11 protein-coding genes are annotated in these 20,280 nt (G+C 34.6%); 7 read left to right on the forward strand and 4 right to left on the reverse strand.

Annotated elements, in window-relative coordinates; all coding sequences use genetic code 11:
* Window positions 1-55: 55 nt before the first annotated feature.
* The 4 genes from murQ to ACNFIH_RS18975 form a co-directional block, all read right to left on the reverse strand.
* Window positions 56-868, reverse strand: coding sequence for an N-acetylmuramic acid 6-phosphate etherase (murQ, locus tag ACNFIH_RS18960; protein ID WP_035647460.1), 813 nt, complete (start codon window positions 866-868; stop codon window positions 56-58).
* 299 nt (window positions 869-1,167) lie between these two features.
* Window positions 1,168-2,361, reverse strand: coding sequence for an exo-beta-N-acetylmuramidase NamZ family protein (locus ACNFIH_RS18965; protein WP_426484327.1), 1,194 nt, complete (start codon window positions 2,359-2,361; stop codon window positions 1,168-1,170).
* 272 nt (window positions 2,362-2,633) lie between these two features.
* Entirely contained in the window at window positions 2,634-4,367 is a 1,734-nt protein-coding gene (locus ACNFIH_RS18970; protein ID WP_426484328.1) for a RagB/SusD family nutrient uptake outer membrane protein, read from the reverse strand.
* Between the two features lie 24 nt (window positions 4,368-4,391).
* On the reverse strand, window positions 4,392-7,658 hold the full coding sequence (locus ACNFIH_RS18975) for a SusC/RagA family TonB-linked outer membrane protein (protein ID WP_426484329.1): 3,267 nt from the start codon (window positions 7,656-7,658) through the stop codon (window positions 4,392-4,394).
* Between the two features lie 247 nt (window positions 7,659-7,905).
* Between ACNFIH_RS18975 and ACNFIH_RS18980 the strand changes: the two genes are divergently transcribed.
* The 7 genes from ACNFIH_RS18980 (at window position 7,906) to ACNFIH_RS19010 (ending at window position 20,244) form a co-directional block, all read left to right on the forward strand.
* Window positions 7,906-8,655, forward strand: a complete 750-nt coding sequence (locus tag ACNFIH_RS18980) for a DeoR/GlpR family DNA-binding transcription regulator (RefSeq protein WP_426484330.1) — start codon at window positions 7,906-7,908, stop codon at window positions 8,653-8,655.
* A gap of 139 nt (window positions 8,656-8,794) precedes the next feature.
* A complete protein-coding gene (gene nagB, locus ACNFIH_RS18985; protein ID WP_426484331.1) occupies window positions 8,795-10,723 on the forward strand; it encodes a glucosamine-6-phosphate deaminase in 1,929 nt (642 codons plus the stop codon).
* Between the two features lie 111 nt (window positions 10,724-10,834).
* Window positions 10,835-13,750: an FAD-binding and (Fe-S)-binding domain-containing protein gene (locus ACNFIH_RS18990; protein ID WP_426484332.1), complete on the forward strand. Its 2,916-nt coding sequence runs from the start codon at window positions 10,835-10,837 to the stop codon at window positions 13,748-13,750.
* Between the two features lie 56 nt (window positions 13,751-13,806).
* A complete protein-coding gene (locus ACNFIH_RS18995; RefSeq protein ID WP_426484333.1) occupies window positions 13,807-14,634 on the forward strand; it encodes an alpha/beta hydrolase in 828 nt (275 codons plus the stop codon).
* A gap of 301 nt (window positions 14,635-14,935) precedes the next feature.
* Window positions 14,936-16,417, forward strand: coding sequence for a glycoside hydrolase family 10 protein (locus ACNFIH_RS19000; RefSeq protein ID WP_426484334.1), 1,482 nt, complete (start codon window positions 14,936-14,938; stop codon window positions 16,415-16,417).
* 13 nt (window positions 16,418-16,430) lie between these two features.
* A complete protein-coding gene (locus ACNFIH_RS19005) occupies window positions 16,431-18,932 on the forward strand; it encodes a beta-N-acetylhexosaminidase (RefSeq protein WP_426484335.1) in 2,502 nt (833 codons plus the stop codon).
* Window positions 18,933-18,936: 4 nt separating this feature from the next.
* On the forward strand, window positions 18,937-20,244 hold the full coding sequence (locus tag ACNFIH_RS19010) for a serine hydrolase domain-containing protein (protein WP_426484336.1): 1,308 nt from the start codon (window positions 18,937-18,939) through the stop codon (window positions 20,242-20,244).
* The last annotated feature ends 36 nt before the right edge of the window (window positions 20,245-20,280 follow it).

Below are 20,280 nucleotides of genomic sequence, written 5' to 3' on the forward strand. Positions count from 1 at the left end.
TTTGATTCTTTTATAAAACTATAAAAGATTTTAAATAGTTTTGGTTTAGCTGATTTTATTTTTGAGCCTGTAAAACCGCTCTTACGCTTTTGTGCTTATGAAGTAATTCTTCGGCTAAATCATATTCAATTCCAAGTTCTTCTATAATCATTTTAATAGCGCGTTTTACCAGTTTTTCGTTAGAAAGCTGCATATCAACCATTTTGTTGCCTTTTACTTTTCCTAATTTAATCATCACCGAAGTTGAGATCATATTTAGCGTCAGTTTTTGCGCTGTTCCTGATTTCATTCGGGTACTTCCGGTTAAAAATTCTGGTCCAACAATCAATTCAATTGGATAATCTGCTTCCTGAGCAATAAGTCCGTTGCTAATGCAGGAAATACTTCCTGTTTTGACATTGTGTTCTTTTGCTTTTTTCAAAGCTCCTAAAACATAAGGCGTATTTCCAGAAGCCGCAATTCCGATAATAAAATCTAAACTTGAGATTTCATATTTGGCCAAATCTTTCCAGGCTTGTTCCGTGTCATCTTCAGCATTTTCAACCGCTTTTCTGATAGCAGTATCTCCACCGGCAATAATTCCGATAATCATATCATGCGGAACGCCAAAAGTAGGTGGACATTCTGATGCATCTAAAATTCCGATTCGTCCTGAAGTTCCTGCTCCAATATAAAATAGTCTTCCGCCCAATTGCATTTTTTTTACAATGGCTTTAACTAGTTTTTCTATTTTAGGAATTTGCTCTTCAATAATATGCGGAACTTTTTTGTCTTCTGTATTAATGTTTGTAAGAAGTTCTTTCACGCTCATTTGATCCAAGTCTTTGTACAAAGATTCTTGTTCAGTTTCAGGATTTTTATTTTTCATTTTTCTTTTTTTTTGATTTTTGAAACCACAACTATTCGAATTTCAGGTTTCACTACTTTACATTAATAGTTTGATATTTTTATCTAGAATGGAATTTAATTTTAAAACATAGAAACACAGATTTTGATTTTTGTATAAAAAGGTAACCAATCTTTAAAAAGAAAACCAAAGAGAAATACATTTATGCATAGCAATATATGTGTGTGTGTTTATGCTTATGAAACGCTTTTTTGTAAGTCTATAAAGTCTATGTTTCTAGTGTTTAAAAAATTAAGGTTAAAGGAACTGAATTAGAAATATTATTTATAAATGAGATATTTTATTCGCATTTTTTTGAAAGTTTCCAAGTCTTTTTTCCAGCTTTGTCTTATTTGAGCTTCAGAAACGCCACTTTCAATTTGTTGCTGTAATTTTTTTGTTCCAGCCAGTTTGGTGAAAAAAGCATTGAAGAATTTCGTTTTGTCACTTGTATTTTGATACGCTTTAATGAGCCATTTTAGCTCAAGCTGTTTTAATTTTGGGTAAGAAGTCAGGTCTTCACCAAAACATTCTTTCCCATTGTATAAAGGATCTTTTGCACCAAAATTAGGTTTAGGTGTAAAAGTGAAATTCGTTTTGCTTAAATAGGGAGAACCGTAAATTTGAAATTGTGTCTCCGTGCCGCGTCCCACGCTTACATTTGTTCCTTCAAAAAGACATAAACTAGCATAAAGATTGATGGATTGATCATTAGGTAAATTTGGCGAAGGTTTAACTAATAAACTGTACGGCATTGTTCTTTTATAATCCAAACAAGGAATAACGGTCAATTTGCATTGAGCACCATCTTTCAGCCATTTTTCGCCGTTTACCATTTGTGCATATTCACCAATTGTCATTCCGTGTAATAATGGAATAGGGTGCATGCCCACAAAACTTGTAAATTCTTTTTCTAAAAGCGGTCCGTCAACAATAGAACCATTTGGATTTGGTCGGTCAAAAACAATAAGCGGAATGTTGTTTTCTGCGCAAGCTTCCATTACATAATGCAACGAAGAAATATAAGTATAGAAACGCGCGCCTACATCCTGCAAATCAAAAATCATGACATCGATTCCGGCTAATTGCGCTGGTTTTGGCTTTTTGTTATCACCGTAAAGTGAAATGATTGACAAGCCGGTTTTAGGATCTTTTCCGTCAACAATGTGTTCGCCAGCATCAGCAGTTCCTCTAAATCCGTGTTCAGGAGCAAAAATGGTTTGTACAGCAATTTTTTTCTCCAAAAGAAAATCAACTACATGAGTTTTGTTGGATAAAATTCCGGTTTGATTAGTCACAATTCCAACTTTTTTATCTTTTAAAAGAGGAAGATATTTTTCGTAATTATCAGCTCCGGTCTTGATAACAGCAACATTGATTTCTTCTGAATTATTAGTTTGAATTGCTGAGGAATAAGTCGGAATAGAAAATAGAAATGCCGCAACAAAAGCGCTTTTTGCTATAAATTTTATCATTTTAAATAGAGTTAATAGTTAAGACAAAAATATTGACTAAATAAAATTAAGATATTATTTGGTTGTATGTGAATGTTTTAGGTAGATTGGGGGAAATCTAAAAACTAATATTGTATAGCCTGAATATTCAGGTTAAAATTTTATTTGGTCTCTTTTTTATCTATCACCATGTGTTTTAAAAAAGAGTATTTTTAAAATACTGCCTCTGAAATAACTCAATTCAGAGGCAGTTTTATTATAAAGGGGCAAATAGTTTATTTATGAATTCTGAATTACCAGCCTGGGTTTTGTTTCAATGTAACTCCCTGAGCTTTGTATAAATCAATGTCATTCGTTGGAATGTTCATTAAGTAATGCTTAGCCTCAAAATTTCTTGTACTTGCCGGATATATTTTCACATAACCATTAGCATCTACAACAGTTTGTGATCCAACAGGAGTTCCAATTCTTGCACCAAGATTTACATCTGGATTTTTTGAAGTATCTAAATAATCACCTTTTTTCCAACGGTAAATATCAGCTTGTCTTAATGTTGTCCAGCTCATAAATTCGATTTGACGCTCACGACGTACTTCCCAAATCAACGGATTAACAACACCTGAAATTTGCTCTAAAGCAGAAGTTCTTCTTGGATCATTGATCGCTACACCTCCAGCTGAAGCATTAGTTCCATTAGTAGTTAAAGGAGCAATTCCTGCACGAGTACGTACTTTGTTTATAGAGATATCAAGATCGTTATTTGTTGCAGTTCCTAATTCAGCACAAGCTTCAGCATAATTTAAATATACTTCACTTAATGTAAATAACGGAGCATCAGTGTAATTACGTCCTCCAGTTGTAACATCTGGACCTGTTGTTGCAGGATTGTTGTACAATTCAAACACATATCCAGACATTGAAACTAAAGCTGTTGTTCCAAAAGGTTTTCCTTTATAACCATAGTTAGCAGGATTTACAGTTTTTCCAAAACGAGGATCTCTGTTAGTAAAAGTATTTGTAACTGTATTATCACCAAGATATTGGCTGTTTCCAGCTTGCTGAATTGGTAATCCGTTTGTAGTTACATAACTGTCTGCAGCCCATTTTGTTAAACCGTACTGAATTGTTGAAGTATTCGTATAGTTTTGTAATGAGTGCATCAATACGTTTGTTAAATAACGTTTTGCAAGAATAACTTCAGTATTTCCAAGTAATTCAACTGAGTTGTAAAGACCTTTCCAATCCGCATTTAATTTGTAAGCTGGATTATTCATAATAACCAAAGAAGCCGCTTTTGCTTTGTTTAGATAAGAGCTTCCGTCCTGACCTAAATGGTATTTTCTGTAAGTTCCTTCATAAAGACAAGCGTTGCTTAAAGCAGCATAAGCTGTGTATTTATTAGCTGTAACATTTTTATCATCAGCAGGAAGCATTAAATCAGCAGCTTCTTGTAATTCTGCAATTACTTTGTCCATGATTTCTGCTCTTGGTTTTGCCGGAGCATAAACCTCTGCATCACCTTGTGCTAAATATTTATCAGTATACGGAACGTCACCAAATTTTTGAACTAAACGATAGTAAGTATAAGCTCTGAAAAATTTAGCCACACCAGTGTAATGGTTCTTTTTATCTGGAGACATATTTACAGTAGGCAGTTTTTCAAGCATCAAATTGCAACGGCGAATCAATGTATAATATTCGTTCCAAGAATAAGTATTAGTTGTAGCTGCAGTAATTGGCATTTGATAAAAAGTAAAAGCCGATAAGTTGTCATCTACTCTGTAATCACTTCCGTGGTAGTAGAAAAAAGAAAGTCCAATTGTGGTTCCGTTTCCATAACCGTAAAAAGTATCATAGTTTAGCCATGAAAATGTTCTTACGTTATCTTCTGATTGCCAGAAGTTATCATTGGTAAATTTATCTGCAGGATCATCTTGAAGATAATCTGTACAGCTCACTGCAGTCATTGATGTTGCAGCAACAGCAAACAAAAGCAGAAATCTTGATTTTATATTTGATTTTTTCATTTTAAAAGTTTTGTAAGATTAGGATTAGAAAGAAAGCTCAACACCAAAAGACCATGTTTTAGTATATGGATAAGCTCTTCCCCAGAAAACTTCAGTTTCATCAATTTCAGGGTCAACAGGAAGACGTTTATCTTTCCATGTTACGATGTTTTCACCTGAAGTATAAAGTCTTACTTTATCTAACCCGGCTTTTTTCACAATATTTGCTGGTAAAGAATATCCAAGGCTAAAGTTTTTAAGACGGAAGTATGACATATCTAATAAATATCTTGTTTGTGTTACAAAGTTATTCATACCATTTGTGCTTCCTCCAAATGCAGTTGATTCACTACCGTAATAAGGATTAGGAAAATAAGCATCTGTGTTTTCTGGTGTCCAGTAATCAGCTTGGTTTGCATACATCTGTTGTGGTGCACGATAAAAAGGTAAAACAGCATCAGAAGCAGCCCAGTAATCACGTTTACCAACTCCTTGGAAGAAAGCTGAAACATCAAATCCACGATATGTACCACCTAATGTAATTCCGTATTTGTAACGAGGAGTTGAATTACCAATTTTGCTTAAATCTCCATGATCATCTGCAGTTCCTGCTCCACGTGATATAGAACCATCTCCATTTGCATCGATATAATGAACATCACCAGCGCCGTATTTAAAATTACCAAGCATTGTTTTAGAATAATCAACACCATTAACCGTTTTACCGTTATTAGTGATTACGTCATCAGCCTGAAGAAGTCTGTCACTTGTAAGTCCCCAAATTTGTCCAATTTCATAACCATCATAATAAGTAGATAATAATTTAGAACTGTTGTTCCATTTTGTTACAACTGATTGATAATCTGATAAAGCAACATCAACAAATACTGAAGCATTTTCGCCTAATTGTTTGTTAAAGTTCAAAGAAAGTTCCCACCCTCTTGTTCTCATGTTTCCTGAGTTTGTCTGTGCAGCCGACTGACCAAAAGATCCTGGAAGTGTTATACCTGGAGCTAACATTCCTTTTGTGTCACGCTGATACCAGTCAAACGAAGCACCAAGCATGTCAAATATTTTAATATCAATACCTACATCTTTTGTATATACTTTTTCCCATGTTAAAGCTGGGTCAACGTTAGTTGGCAAACTCATAGAAGGAGGAAGTGTAGAACCACTATTTACCCAAGAAGGATTTGTAGAGTTTAATAAAGATAAGAAAGCATTGTTTCCTACGTTTTGATTTCCGATTGATCCAATAGAAGCACGTAATTTAAGGTCATTTAACCAAGAACGAGTACCTTCCATAAATTTCTCATTCACAATTTTGTATCCTACAGAAGCAGAAGGGAAGAAGCCCCATTGTTGGTCTGTTGGGAATTTTGAAGAACCATCATAACGAGCATTTAATTCTACTAAATAAATTCCGTTATAATCGTAATTGATACGTCCAAAGAAACCTGCAATTGAATACGTTGTTTCTGCTGGATTTAAAGAGCTATTTGCAGATCCTGAAACAAATTGTTCACCTACTGCAAGGTTAAATTCTGGTTTTGATTTATCTAAAAGAGTATTTCTTCTTGCATAATTACGAGAATATTCTTGCCACTCAGAGTTGAAACCTCCTAAGAATTTGAAGTTATGCTTGTCCAATTGCTTTTTGTAATTCGCATAAACATTTATAACATTTGTAGCAGATTCTGATTTTGATTGTCCAACGAAATCATTTCCAGTTTCAAGTGTTGCAGGTACTGCTGTTTGAATTGTTGTCGCATCATATGGCATAGCAGACCAGCTATCCCAAGCCTGGAATTTTCCACCATTTTGTTTTCTGTTCGAATAGTTCGTTACGTTGCTTACTTCAGCAATTACATTGAATGCTTTAGTAATGTCAGCCGTAAATTTTGCGCTTAATCTAGTATTGCGGTTAGTGTTTTCATTTCTTGATGCATTTGATAAATATCCTCCTGCAGTACGGAAATTATATCCTCTGTATGTTCCAAAATTTGGGAAATACTGACCCCAACGAAGTGCATATCCAAAATAACCTCCATAACCAGTATCATCAGTACCAGAACCACCATAGTAGTTAAAAGGCTGCTCATAAGAACTGTTGATTGACATTACTTTGAAGTCACCAGTAAGCCATTCAGCTAATTTTGTGGTAAATCCTAAGTTAATATTGATACGTTGTTTTTGTTCCTGGTTTACTCTTAACATACCTTCTTGGTTGCTAATTGCAAATGAAGCAAAGAAAGAACTCTTATCACCTAAATTACCTTGTGCAGATAAATTGTGTGTTGTTTGAAGTGCATCTTTTGCATATAATTCTTTGTTTGCGTCCCAAACTCTGTAGAAGTATGGTGTACCATTTTTAATTTCCCAGTCTTCTCCATAAACCATCTCATGACTAGTACGATTATTTGCGTATTTTTCTTTCCAGTTTTTAATTCCTGCAAGTAAAGTGCTATAGTTTTGACCAAAAATTTCTGGAGTAGAACCATCTGTACGTGTTCCCGCTGCAATTAATCCCGGAATCTCATCAGTTGGATCTAAGAATTTTAATGTAGAAATTGGGTTAACAAAAGCGGTGTTTCCACTATATGAGAATCTTACTTTTCCTTCTCCAGTTTTTCCTCCTTTAGTTGTAATAAGTACCACACCAAAAGCTGCACGAGCTCCGTAGATAGAAGCAGAAGCGGCGTCTTTAAGAACAGACATCGTTGCAATATCATTTGGATTGATAAGAGACAAATCTGTCGGAACTCCATCAACTAATATTAAAGGAGCGTCTGAACCATTAATAGTACCAGCACCACGAATATTGATATTGGCAGCACGATTAATATTTCCTGAGTTAAAACTAACATTTACACCAGGTGTAGTTCCCTGTAATGCTTTGCTGACATCAGTTAAAGGTCTGCTTCCGATTGTTTTTGCAACATCGATATTTGCTACAGCACCTGTTAGATTTGTTTTTTTCTGAGAAGCAAAACCAACGACAACTACTTCATCTAATTTTGAAGTCGTTTCTGAAAGAGTGACATTTAATTTTTGCTGATTCTCAATTTTAATTAATTGGGTTTCAAACCCCATGTAGCTAAAGCTCAAAGTTCTTCCTGGCGCGATTGAGATGGTGTAGTTTCCATCAAAATCGGTGGTGGTGCCATTAGATGTTCCTTGAATAACGACAGTGACTCCAGGAATTGGAACTCCGTCCGTTTTGCTTTTTACAGTTCCAGTGATTGTTTTTGCTTGTCCAAATGCTGTTTGAATAAACAAAACCAATAATGAAATAAGAAGTAATTTTTTCATGATTATCTGGTTTTTTTTAATGGTTGTTGAGCAAATATATTTATTTATTGCATACAAATGCATTATTTAATCTTTTTTTTCAAAAATTAACTAAAATAACGCAAAAACATGCAAAAATTCATATTTAAATTATTCGTAATTAAGACTTGGAATTTAAAATTTGCGTACTGTTGCAGATTGTAAGGAGTTTTCGGATATAAATTGAAATATTTGATATATTTGTCCTGAATTTTAACTTTTCAAAAATATGCTGAAAGCCGAAAGACATAAATACATAATGACAAAGCTAATTGAGGACCAAAAAGTTGTCACAACAGATTTGGCTTTGGCTTTAGATTTGTCTGAAGATACTATTCGTCGCGATTTGAACGAACTTGACAGTAAAAAGCTGTTAGTGAAAGTATATGGTGGAGCAGTTCAGGTATCAGAAAAATCTGCTAATGTATTTGATATATATATTGCAGAAGAGGAAGAAAAAACTAAAATTGTGACAAAAGCATTGTCTTTACTTCGTGATGACCAGGTTATTATAATGAGTGGAGGAAGCACAAATTTGGTTTTTGCAAAGTTAATTCCAGCCAATTTAAAAGCTACTATTTATACTTATAGTCTTCCAATTGCCATGCAATTATCACAGCATCCAAATATAGATTTAATATTTATTGGTGGAAAAATGCAAAAAAACGCAATGGTAACTATTGGTATGGATGTGATTCAGGTTGTATCCAAAATTAAAGCCGATATTTGTTTCATCGGCGCAAGTAGTATTAATATAAAACAAGGCTTGACGGAAATTGGTTATGAGATTTCAATTGTCAAAAAAGCAATGATAGAAGCTTCTGATAAGGTAGTTTCAATGTTTTCTTCGGATAAATTAAATACTAAAATGGCACACGGTGTTTGTGATCTTACTCAATTGGATACTATAGTTACTGATCTTGATCCGAATGATAGCAGATTGGAAGAATATAGGAAATCCGGAGTACTTATACTGTAATTTTCATTTTCATATCTCAATTTTTGCATGTTTTTGCATGTTTTTAATTTTATTTTGTTAAATAACGCAAAATAATGTAATTGTTCTGTTTTTGTTCTATATATTTGTTAAAACTAAATTTTAACTATATAGATATATTATGAAAACCACTACTTCTTTGGCTTACGACATACCAGGAAAATTTGAAGAAACCCGATTTGAGAAAAATCATAATGTAATCTTTGAAAGTTCTGCTACAGCTTCAAAAAATGTCGCTCAAGAAATAGCTGAATTAATACGTTTAAAACAAGCTACAAATGAATCCTGTGTATTAGGTCTTGCAACAGGTTCTTCTCCTATAAAGGTTTATGAGGAATTAGTGAGAATGCACAGAGAAGAAGGATTAAGCTTTAGCAATGTAATTACTTTCAACTTGGATGAATATTATCCAATGAATAAAGAAAATCGCCAAAGTTACCATTACTTCATGCATCAGCATCTTTTTAATCACATTGATATTAAGCCTGAAAATGTTAATATTCCTGACGGTACAGTTGCAATTGATGAATTGAATCAATATTGCATCGATTACGAATTGAAAATCAAAAATGCCGGCGGACTTGATTTTCAATTATTAGGAATTGGTCGTACGGGGCACGTTGGTTTCAACGAGCCAGGTTCGCATATCAATTCAGGAACACGAATCATTACTTTAGATCATATTACCAGAGTTGATGCTTCTTCTGATTTCAACGGAATTGACAATGTTCCAAAACGTGCGATCACAATGGGAGTTTCAACCATTATGAAATCAAAACGAATCGTATTAATGGCTTGGGGTCAAAATAAAGCTTCTATCATTAAGAGAACAATTCAGGGAGATATCAGTTCTGAAGTTCCTGCTACATTTCTACAAAATCATCCAAATGCAACTTTTGTATTGGATCAATCTGCAGCTTCAGAATTAACGCGTTTTAAAACGCCTTGGCTTGTTGGAGAATGCATCTGGACAGAAGAATTAAAAAGTAAAGCTATCGTTTGGCTTTGTAAAAAAACGAAACAATCCATTTTAAAACTTACCGATAGAGATTACAATAATAACGGAATGTCTGATCTTTTGGCACAGGAAGGTTCTGCTTATGATTTGAACATCAATATGTTCAACGTTCTGCAACACACCATTACAGGATGGCCTGGCGGAAAGCCTAATACAGATGATTCACATCGTCCGGAAAGAGCCAATCCAGCCAAGAAAAGAGTGATTCTTTTCAGTCCACATCCAGATGATGACGTAATTTCTATGGGAGGAACTTTTTCAAAATTGATCAAACAAGGACATGATGTGCATGTTGTTTATCAGACTTCTGGGAATATAGCAGTTACCGACGATGAAGCATTGAAGTTTGCTGAAGTTTGCAACGATTTTGCCGGAGAAAATCTTCCAGAAGACATCAACTTCAAATCGGTTATCGAGTTTTTGAACAACAAATCAGAAAATCAGATTGATTCTCTAGAAGTTAGAAAATTAAAAGGATTAATCAGAAGAAGAGAATCTTACGCAGCAACAAGATACATTGGACTAAAAGATGAAAACACACACTTTTTAGATCTTCCGTTTTATGAAACAGGACAGGTAAAAAAGAATCCGTTAGGACCAGAAGATATTGCTATTGTAAAAGAAATCATCGCAAGAATAAAACCGCATCAGGTTTTTGCAGCTGGAGATTTGGCAGATCCACACGGAACACATGAAGTGTGTCTGAATGCGATTTTTGCAGCGATGAAAGAATTGAAGCCAGAAAAGTACATGGATGATTGTTGGTTATGGTTATACAGAGGAGCTTGGCACGAATGGGATATCCACGAAATTGACATGGCAGTTCCGCTTTCTCCATCAGAAGTATTATTGAAACGTCATGCGATTTTATACCATCAATCTCAAAAAGACAGAGTTATGTTCCAAGGAAATGATTCAAGAGAATTCTGGGTTAGAGCCGAAGACCGAAATAAAAACACTGCGATTCTTTACGATAAATTAGGATTAGCAGAATACGAAGCTATCGAGGCTTTCAAACGTTTTGATTATTAATTAGTATGCTTGTATGAAAGAACCTGGCGGGATTTTAAATTCCGTCAGGTTTAAAATTATACAGCCAATATCGACTTTCAAATTAACTTCCAAAAGCAATACAACCCAATAATGCCTGATTTAATTCAATTACAACAACTATCAGATTCTTTAGAAGGAACTCTTTTTTATGATGATCTTCATAAAAAACTGTATGCCACAGATGCTTCTGCTTATAGAATTATGCCGGAAGCCGTTGCTATTCCTAAAACTGAAGAAGATATTGTAAAAATTATTCGCTTTGCGTCAGAAAATAATATTTCAATAACACCAAGAACGGCAGGTACTTCTCTGGCGGGACAAACTGTTGGTAACGGAATTATTGTAGATGTTTCTAAACATTTTACCAAAATTGTTTCTTTTGATGCCGAAAAGAAAACCATTACAGTACAACCCGGAGTAATTCGCGATGAATTGAATTTATATTTAAAACCGCACGGATTGTTTTTTGCACCAACTACATCAACTACCAACAGATGTATGATTGGCGGAATGGTCGGGAATAATTCATCGGGAACAACTTCAATTCGCTATGGCGTTACTAGAGATAAAATAGTCGAAATAAAAGCAGTTTTAAGTGACGGAAGTATTGCGGTTTTTAAAGATTTAACTTCTGCAGCATTTATTGAGAAAACAAAAGGAGATTCTTTAGAAAGTAAAATCTACAAAACAATTTACGAAGAACTTTCAAACGAAGAAAATCAGGAAGAAATCCTAAAAGAATTTCCAAAACCAGAAATTCACAGAAGAAACACGGGTTATGCGATTGATGTTTTACTGAAATCAAAACTTTTTTCGGGTACAGAAAATACCATCAATTTAGGAAAATTGCTTTGTGGAAGTGAAGGAACGTTGGCATTTACGACAGAGATAACTTTAAAAGTAGACGATTTGCCGCCAACCAATAATATTATGGTTGTGGCGCATTTTCATACTATTCATGAAAGTTTAGAAGCAGTCGTTACCGCAATGAAACATCATTTGTACACTTGCGAAATGATGGATGATACAATTTTAGATTGTACCAAAACCAACAGAGAACAAGCCAAAAACAGATTTTTTATTGTGGGCGAACCAAAAGCAGTTATTATGCTTGAAGTAGGATCACATATTAGTATGGAAGATGCAGAACTACAGGCCGATGCATTAATTAAAGAACTTCAGGATAATAACTTTGGATATGCATTGCCAAAAATTTACGGAGAAGATATTGATAAAGTAAATGAGGTAAGAAAAGCAGGACTCGGACTTTTAGGAAGTATTGTTGGAGACGACAAAGCAGCTGATTCTATTGAAGATACAGCAGTTGAATTAAGTGATCTTCCTAATTATATTGCTGATTTTGCGGCAATGATGGAAAGACATGGACAAAGCGCGATTTACTACGCCCATGCCGGAGCGGGAGAGCTGCATTTGCGTCCGAAGATAAATTTAAAAACAAAAGAAGGCTTGCATCAGTTTAGAAATTTATCTACTGAAGTAGCGCATTTGGTGAAAAGATACAGAGGTTCGTTAAGTGGTGAACATGGCGATGGAATTTTACGTGGTGAGTTTCTGCCGTTTATGATTGGCGATAAAAACTACGAACTGCTAAAACGAATTAAAAAAGCATTTGATCCTAACACGATTTTGAATGTTGGGAAAATCGTAAATGCTTCTAAAATGGATGAAAACCTTCGTTTTGAAGCGGGAAGGGTAGAACCTGAAATAAAAACGATTCAGGATTTCTCTGATAGTTTAGGAGTTTTGCGTGCTGCTGAAAAATGCAATGGTTCTGGCGATTGCCGTAAATTGCCTTCGGCAGGCGGAACTTTATGTCCAAGTTACCGTGCCACAAGAAATGAAAAAGATACTACGCGTGCACGTGCTAACGCTTTAAGAGAATATCTGACGAATTCAGAAAAAGAAAATAAATTCGATCACGAAGAATTATACAAGGTTTTTGAGTTGTGTGTAAGCTGTAAAGCCTGTGCAAGCGAATGTCCGAGCAATGTAGATGTGGCAACTTTAAAAGCAGAATTTTTATACCAATATCAAAAAGCAAACGGATTTTCTTTCCGAAATAAAATATTTGCTTTCAATTCTAAACTAAATGAATTTGGAAGTATTGCGCCATCTGTTACCAATTGGGTTTCAAATCTTTCATTCGTTAAAAAACGTATGGGAATTGCGCCTGAAAGACAAGTGCCTTTACTGGCTCCAAAGACTTTTAGAAAATGGTATGAAAAGAACAAAAAACGTTACGCTACGAACTCTTTTGAAAACGGCAGCATTTATCTTTTTTGCGATGAATTTACCAATTATTATGATGTTTCAGTCGGAATTGATGCTTACGAATTATTAACCAAATTAGATTACAACGTAATTGTAATTGATCACGAAGAAAGCGGAAGAGCTTTTATTTCAAAAGGTTTTCTGGAAGAAGCGCAGGAAATCGCGAATAAAAATGTCAATATTTTTAAAAATATAATTTCTGAAAACACACCTTTAATCGGAATTGAACCTTCTGCAATATTAACTTTTAGAGATGAATATTTGCGATTAGCCGGTGATAAAGAAAGTGCTGAAAAATTAGCCAAAAATACCTTCACGGTTGAAGAATTTTTCAAAAGAGAAATTACAAACGGAAAAATTCATGCGGGACAATTTTCTGAAAAAGAGAAAAATATCAAAATTCATGGGCATTGTCATCAAAAGTCGTTAAGTACAGTTGAAGCGTCTTTTGCAATGCTGAATGTTCCAAAAAATAATACGGTTACGATTTACAATTCGGGCTGTTGCGGAATGGCGGGTTCATTTGGATATGAAAAAGAACATTACGAAATAAGCATGCAGATGGGAGAAGATACGTTGTTCCCGAAAATCAGGACAACAGAGCCATCAACAGAAATTGCCGCAGCAGGAACCAGTTGTCGTCATCAGATTTTTGACGGAACTAACAGAAAAGCGATGCATCCCGTGACTATTTTAAAGGATTGTCTGAAATAATTTTTTTGTACTTTACTAGTGCTTTTCAAAAATAGTATTTTATAAAAACAGCAGTTATGAAAAAAACAATTTACACCTTTTTGTTCGCATTTCTAATTTTTACAGCAAGAGCGGCAAAGGTTGATACTTTACAAGTTTTTAGCGCTTCGATGCAAAAGAATATAAAAACTTGTGTCGTAGTTCCGGATAATTATAAAAAAAGCAAGAAAGCATTTCCGGTTGTTTATCTGCTTCACGGCTACAGCGGAAATTATCGTTCTTGGGCAAAAGATTTTAAAGAACTCGGAAAACAAGTCGATCAATATGGTTTTATAGTAGTTTGCGCCGACGGAAATTATGGAAGTTGGTATTTTGACAGTCCGATAGATCCGAGTTTTAAATATGAAACTTATGTTGTAAAAGAATTGGTTCCTTTTATTGACAAACAATACAAAACCATTGCAGACCGTAAAGCAAGAGCCATTTCAGGTTTGAGCATGGGCGGACATGGCGCATTGTATTTATCTTTCAAACATCAGGATGTATTTGGAGCTGCGGGAAGTATGAGCGGAGGAGTGGATATTCGTCCGTTTCCTGAAAATTGGGATATCAAAAAACGATTAGGAACAATTGCTGATTTTCCTGAAAACTGGAATCAAAATACGGTTACAAATATGCTGGATTTAGTAAAAGACAATAAATTAAAACTGATTATTGATTGTGGCGTTGATGATTTTTTCATGACTGTAAACAGAGAACTTCATGCAAAAATGTTGGCCCTAAAAATAAATCACGATTATATCGAACGCCCAGGCGAACATAATTTAAAATATTGGGAGAATTCCCTAAAATTTCAACTGTTGTTTTTTTACAATTATTTCAATGATGCTGAAAAAACAAAGTAAACGATAAGTGTATTGCGGTTTTTTTTGTCAATTTACCGTGAGACTTAAACTTTGGTTGGTTATCCTAACAGGTTTTTAAAGCCTGTTAGGTTTTTTTTAGCCACTCCCGATAGCTATCGGGATAAAAGATTAAAAAAGATTTTTTTCATTACAAATTAAATCTGCTTAATCTGCGAGAGAAAAATGGCCGCTAAAGATTAAAAATAAAAGAAAACTTTGCGAACATTGCGTAAACTATTGCTCCCGATAGCTATCGGGATTGCGGTTAAATAAACTATACTAACTACCTAAAATAATAATTATGAAAAGCATAAAAATTATGATTTTGGTGTTGCTGATTCAAACCAAAATTTTCAGTCAGCAGTCTCCAAAAAGAGAAATGCGAGCAGCTTGGATTTCTACCGTAGAAAATATCGACTGGCCATCTAAACCAGGATTATCAGATAAAGAAATGAAGAACGAAATGATTGCTATTTTGGATAATCTTCGTTCGTATAATCTTAATACCGTAATTTTTCAGATTCGTCCAACAGCCGATGCGTATTACAAATCGACAAAAGAACCAGCATCGCATTGGATAACAGGAATTCAAGGCGTTGCTCCGGGTTTTGATCCGTTACAGATGATGATTGATGAAGCGGGAAAACGCGGAATGAACGTTCATGTTTGGCTAAATCCGTATCGTGTTCAAAAAGATACTGTTAGAGATGTGCTTTCAAAAGATCATTTGTATTTTAAAAGACCAGACCTTTTCCTGACGTACGGAAAAACGAGATATTTCAATCCAGGTTTAAAAGAAACCAGAGATTTTGTGGCTTCTGTTGTTGGCGAAATTGTTCGTAAATATGATATTCAGGCAGTTCATATGGATGATTATTTTTATCCATATAAAATCGCTGGACAAGAATTTCCAGATGAAAAAGCATTTGCCAAAGAACCGCGTCAGTTTAAAGACAAAGACGATTGGAGAAGAGACAATGTCGATTTAATTATCAAACAAATTAGAGATACTATTATTGCCAATAAACCAGAAGTTGAATTCGGAATTTCGCCTTTTGGAGTTTGGAGAAATATTGCCAAAGATTCTGAAGGTTCTAAAACTGTTGCCGGAGCTACAAATTATGATGATTTGTATGCGAATATATTAAAATGGCAAAAAGAAAACTGGATCGATTACGTAACACCTCAAATATATTGGCACATTGGTTTTGACCGCGCCAATTTTGAAGTTTTGGCAAAATGGTGGGCAGAACACAAATATGGAGCAAATGTTTATGTTGGTCATGGCGATTATAAAATTTCGAATACAGCAAAAGAACCGGAGTGGAGAAGCCCTGACCAAATCGTAAAACAGATTGAAATGATTCGGAAAATGCCTCAAATTGATGGTTCAATGCATTTTACTGCTTCGACTTTTCTAAAAAAAGGAGATACGCTTAGACAGCCTCTTCTTCAAAAAGAATACAAATACATTGCTTTAACGCCAGAAGCAAACAGAATTACCAGATTAAAACCTGAAGTGCCAACAAATGCAGTAATTGCTAAAAAAGGTGACAAAGCAGTTTTAACTTGGAAAGCGACATTAAACGACAAAAAATATGTGATCTACAGATTTCCAAAAGGGAAAATTACTGATTTCTCAAATCCTCAGAATATTTATTATGTGACAACGGCTCTAAAACTAGAAGTGCCAAACCCAGATTTGGAAAACTACGTTTATGCGCTCACCGCTTTGAGTCAGACCCAGACAGAAAGCAGTCCGATTGAATTTTCAGCAAAATAAAATATAAAAAGAGATGAGAAAAAATATTCTTCTATTAGCCCTATTTCTAAGTTCGCTTAGTTTTGTACAAGCCCAAAAAATAGACATAATTCCGAAACCTGTATCCGTTCAACAAAGCGCGGGACAATTTGTTTTTCCTTCACCATTAAAAGTTGTTGTAGACAAAAAACTAAAAAACAGTGCCGATTATATCACTGCAGATTTTTCAAAAAATACAGGAATTAATCCAATTGTTTCGACAGGAAAAAAACACGGAAAAAATAATATTTCATTTTTAGTAGATAAGAAATTGGATCTTCCAAATGAAGGTTATCAATTGGAAATAAATGAAAAAGGAATTTTCGTAAAAGGAAAAACGGATAAAGGTGTTTTAAACGGATTCCAGACTTTACTGCAAATTTGTTCTGCGAAAGAAGTTAAAAAAGGAGCTCTTCCGTTTGTGAAAATTGAAGATTATCCTCGTTTTGACTGGCGCGGAATGATGCTCGATTGTTCACGACAATTCTTCGATAAACAAACCGTAAAAAATTATATCGATTGGTTGGCCGCTCATAAAATGAATGTTTTTCACTGGCATTTAACTGATGATAACGGCTGGAGAATCGAAATCAAATCGATGCCCGATTTAACTCTAAAAGGAGCTTGGAGAGGTCCAGGCGAAGTTTTGCTTCCATCTTATGGTTCTGGAGACAAACGTTACGGAGGTTTTTATACACAAGAAGATATTAAAGAAGTCGTGGCTTATGCAGCAAATCGCGGTATTTCTGTAATGCCAGAAATCGAAATTCCGGGACATTCACGTGCTGTAACAGCTTCATATCCAGAAGTGGGTTGTGCGATAACGCAGGAACTTAAAAGTGTTCAGGGCGAAGTAAAAAATGTTTGGTGTGTAGGACGCGAAGAAAATTATGATCTTTTAGATTCAATCATTAGAGAAGTTTCAGGATTATTTCCTTTTGAATATATTCATGTTGCCGGAGATGAAGTGAATCGCGCGAATTGGGAACATTGTCCAAAATGCCAGGCTTTGATGGCAAAAGAAGGATTTACAGATAGTTTTCAGCTTCAGAATTATTTCTTTCGAAGAGTTCAAAAGATTGTAGATAAATACCATAAAAAAACAGATGGATGGAATGAAATTCTGAAAGGTGGAGAAATCAATCCAAATACCCTTATTTCTGCTTGGCAGGGAATTAGTTACGGAATTGAATCGGCTAAAAAAGGATACAAAACCATCATGATGCCAGGACAATTTCTGTATTTTGATATGGCGCAATCTGAAACGGAACGCGGTCACCGCTGGGCAGCAATTACTGATACAAAAAGAGCCTATTCATTCGAACCAATTCCAGATGCAGATTTAACTCTAGAAGAACAAAAAAATATAATTGGAGTTCAAGGTGCTTTATGGAGCGAATATTTGGATCGTCCTGCAAGAATTATGGAATACCAAAGTTATCCGAGAATCAGTGCGTTGTCTGAAATTGGATGGTCTAAAAAAGAAGATAAAAACTGGGATGATTTTTATGGAAGATTAACCAATAGCCATTTAAAAAGATTGGCAGATATGGGAATTGCATTTAGAGATTTTCCTCCAACGGCAATTTATAAAAACGGAACGATTACCGTAACGTCGCCTTATGAAGGTGCTATTGTACGATTTGATAAAGACGGAAATGAGCCAACGAGACAATCGCCTTTGTACACAGGATCAATTCAAACCAAAGATTATGAGCATTATATGTTTAGAGTTTTCTTCAATGAAACTTCGGCAAGTCCAGTTGTAAAAGTGGAGAAACTGCCTGTTGCAACTTGGAATACTTCAAAAGCAGAAGTTTTGACTATTTCAGAAAATATCTCAGAACATGTGGACAAAAAAGGGATTTGGTATTTGACATTTAATCCAACAGATGACGGAGCAAACGGAACAATCAAAAATGTTTCGCTTTTTGAAAATGATAAATTAGTGCAGACGTATGCAGACGAAAAAGGGTTAAAATCAAAACCTCGTTTGAGATTTCTGATTGAAAATTACAACGAAAAAAATACCTATAGATTAGATTTTACGGTAGAAAATAAAGAGGAGAAAAAGTCTGCTGCAAATGTAAAATTCAATTGTTCGCCTTATCAGGAACCAGAAGTGAAAGTAACTTCGTCGATGGCAGAAAATCCTAAGTTTCCAATTTCAAATCTGCAAGATTATAATGAAGAATCGTATTTGCGTACCGATGTTGCCTGTAAAGAGGGCGACTGGATTTTATATACTTTTACCAATCCTGTAACATCTTCTAAAATTGATGTTTTAACTGGAATTCCACATCATCCGAGATTTATTATTAATAATGGTTTTGTGGAGTTTTCATACAATGGAACTGATTTTATAAAAGGCGATAATTTTGATTACGGAAACGCATCCATTTATCCAAAACAGCCTGTAAAAGCGGTTAGAATACAAATTACAGGAACCAATAACGAGCCTTTGATGGCGGGACAGGACTTAAAAATTAATCCATAGTACTATGAAAAATATTGGTATCAAAATTATAATTGTTTCCTTGATTTTCTTAGGAGTAAATGTTTATTCTCAGGAAAACTCAAAACAATCATTTGGTTTAGAACGAAATGAAGCTTACATCGATTCAATGATGACAAATGCTTTGGGAAAAGGTTTTTTTCCAGGAGCACAAATTATCGTAGGGACAGGAGATTTTAATCTGATTTCCAAAAATTACGGTTATCACGATTATACCAAAAAGCAATTAGTAAAATCAGATGATGTTTTTGATCTGGCTTCGATGTCTAAAGTTTTAGGAGCAACGCTTGTAACAATGCGTTTGGTTGGAGATGGAAAAATTAAACTGACAGATCAAGTAGGTGAAATTGTTCCAATGTACAAAAACACAGCTATTTCCGATTTAACGCTTTTTGAGTTGTTGACACATACTTCTGGATTAACACCGAGTATTACTTTTTATCAGGCATTGCTTTCTACACCAGATCATTCGCCATTTTTGAGCAATCAAAAATCGGAACAATATGTTGAGCCTTTTGATAATATGTATGTAAATAAAAACATTGTTTACGATCCAAAATATCTTGTTTTTGCTCCAAAGGAAAATTGGGTTCAGATTTATAAAAACATGTGGCTGAATCCAGAATTTTATCCATCGGTTTATGAAAGGATTGCGAAAGCAAATACAAATCCGAGAGGGAAATATTTGTACAGCGATTTGAATTTGCTTTTAGTGAAACAAATGATTGAAACCAAAACAGGAAAAAAACTCGATCAGTTCACAAATGAAATTTATAAAGAATTGGGAATTTCAAAAATTGGATATAATCCGTTAAAATGGACTTCGATCGAAAATGTAATGCCAACTGAAGTAGATAATTTTTTCAGAAAAGATACCGTTAAAGGTTATGTACACGATGAGGCAGCGGCCATTTTTGGAGGCGTTTCTGGAAATGCAGGTTTGTTTGCCAATGCAGAATCGATTGCCGTTATCTGCAAAATGCTAATGAACAACGGAAATTATAAAGGAAAACAAATTCTAAAAGCCAAAGTAGTAAAAGAGTTTACAGATTCTCCGCTTGCTAAAGAAGGAATTTACAGAGGTTTAGGTTTCGATAAAAGAAAACCTGACGAGTTTTTTACAAAAGATGATTTTGGACATACAGGTTTTACGGGAACTTTTTTCTTTATGAATAGAAATACAAACCGATTTTTAATCATTTTGACAAATCGAGTTAATCCAACCCGAACAAACAGATTAATGTATAAAGACGATTTTAGTGCCAAAATCTGGAGACAGATTAATAAATATTAAAAAGGTTTTTAGCCACAGATTAAAAGGATTAAAATG

Source organism: Flavobacterium sp. 2 (assembly GCF_049949195.1).
GTDB lineage: Bacteria > Bacteroidota > Bacteroidia > Flavobacteriales > Flavobacteriaceae > Flavobacterium.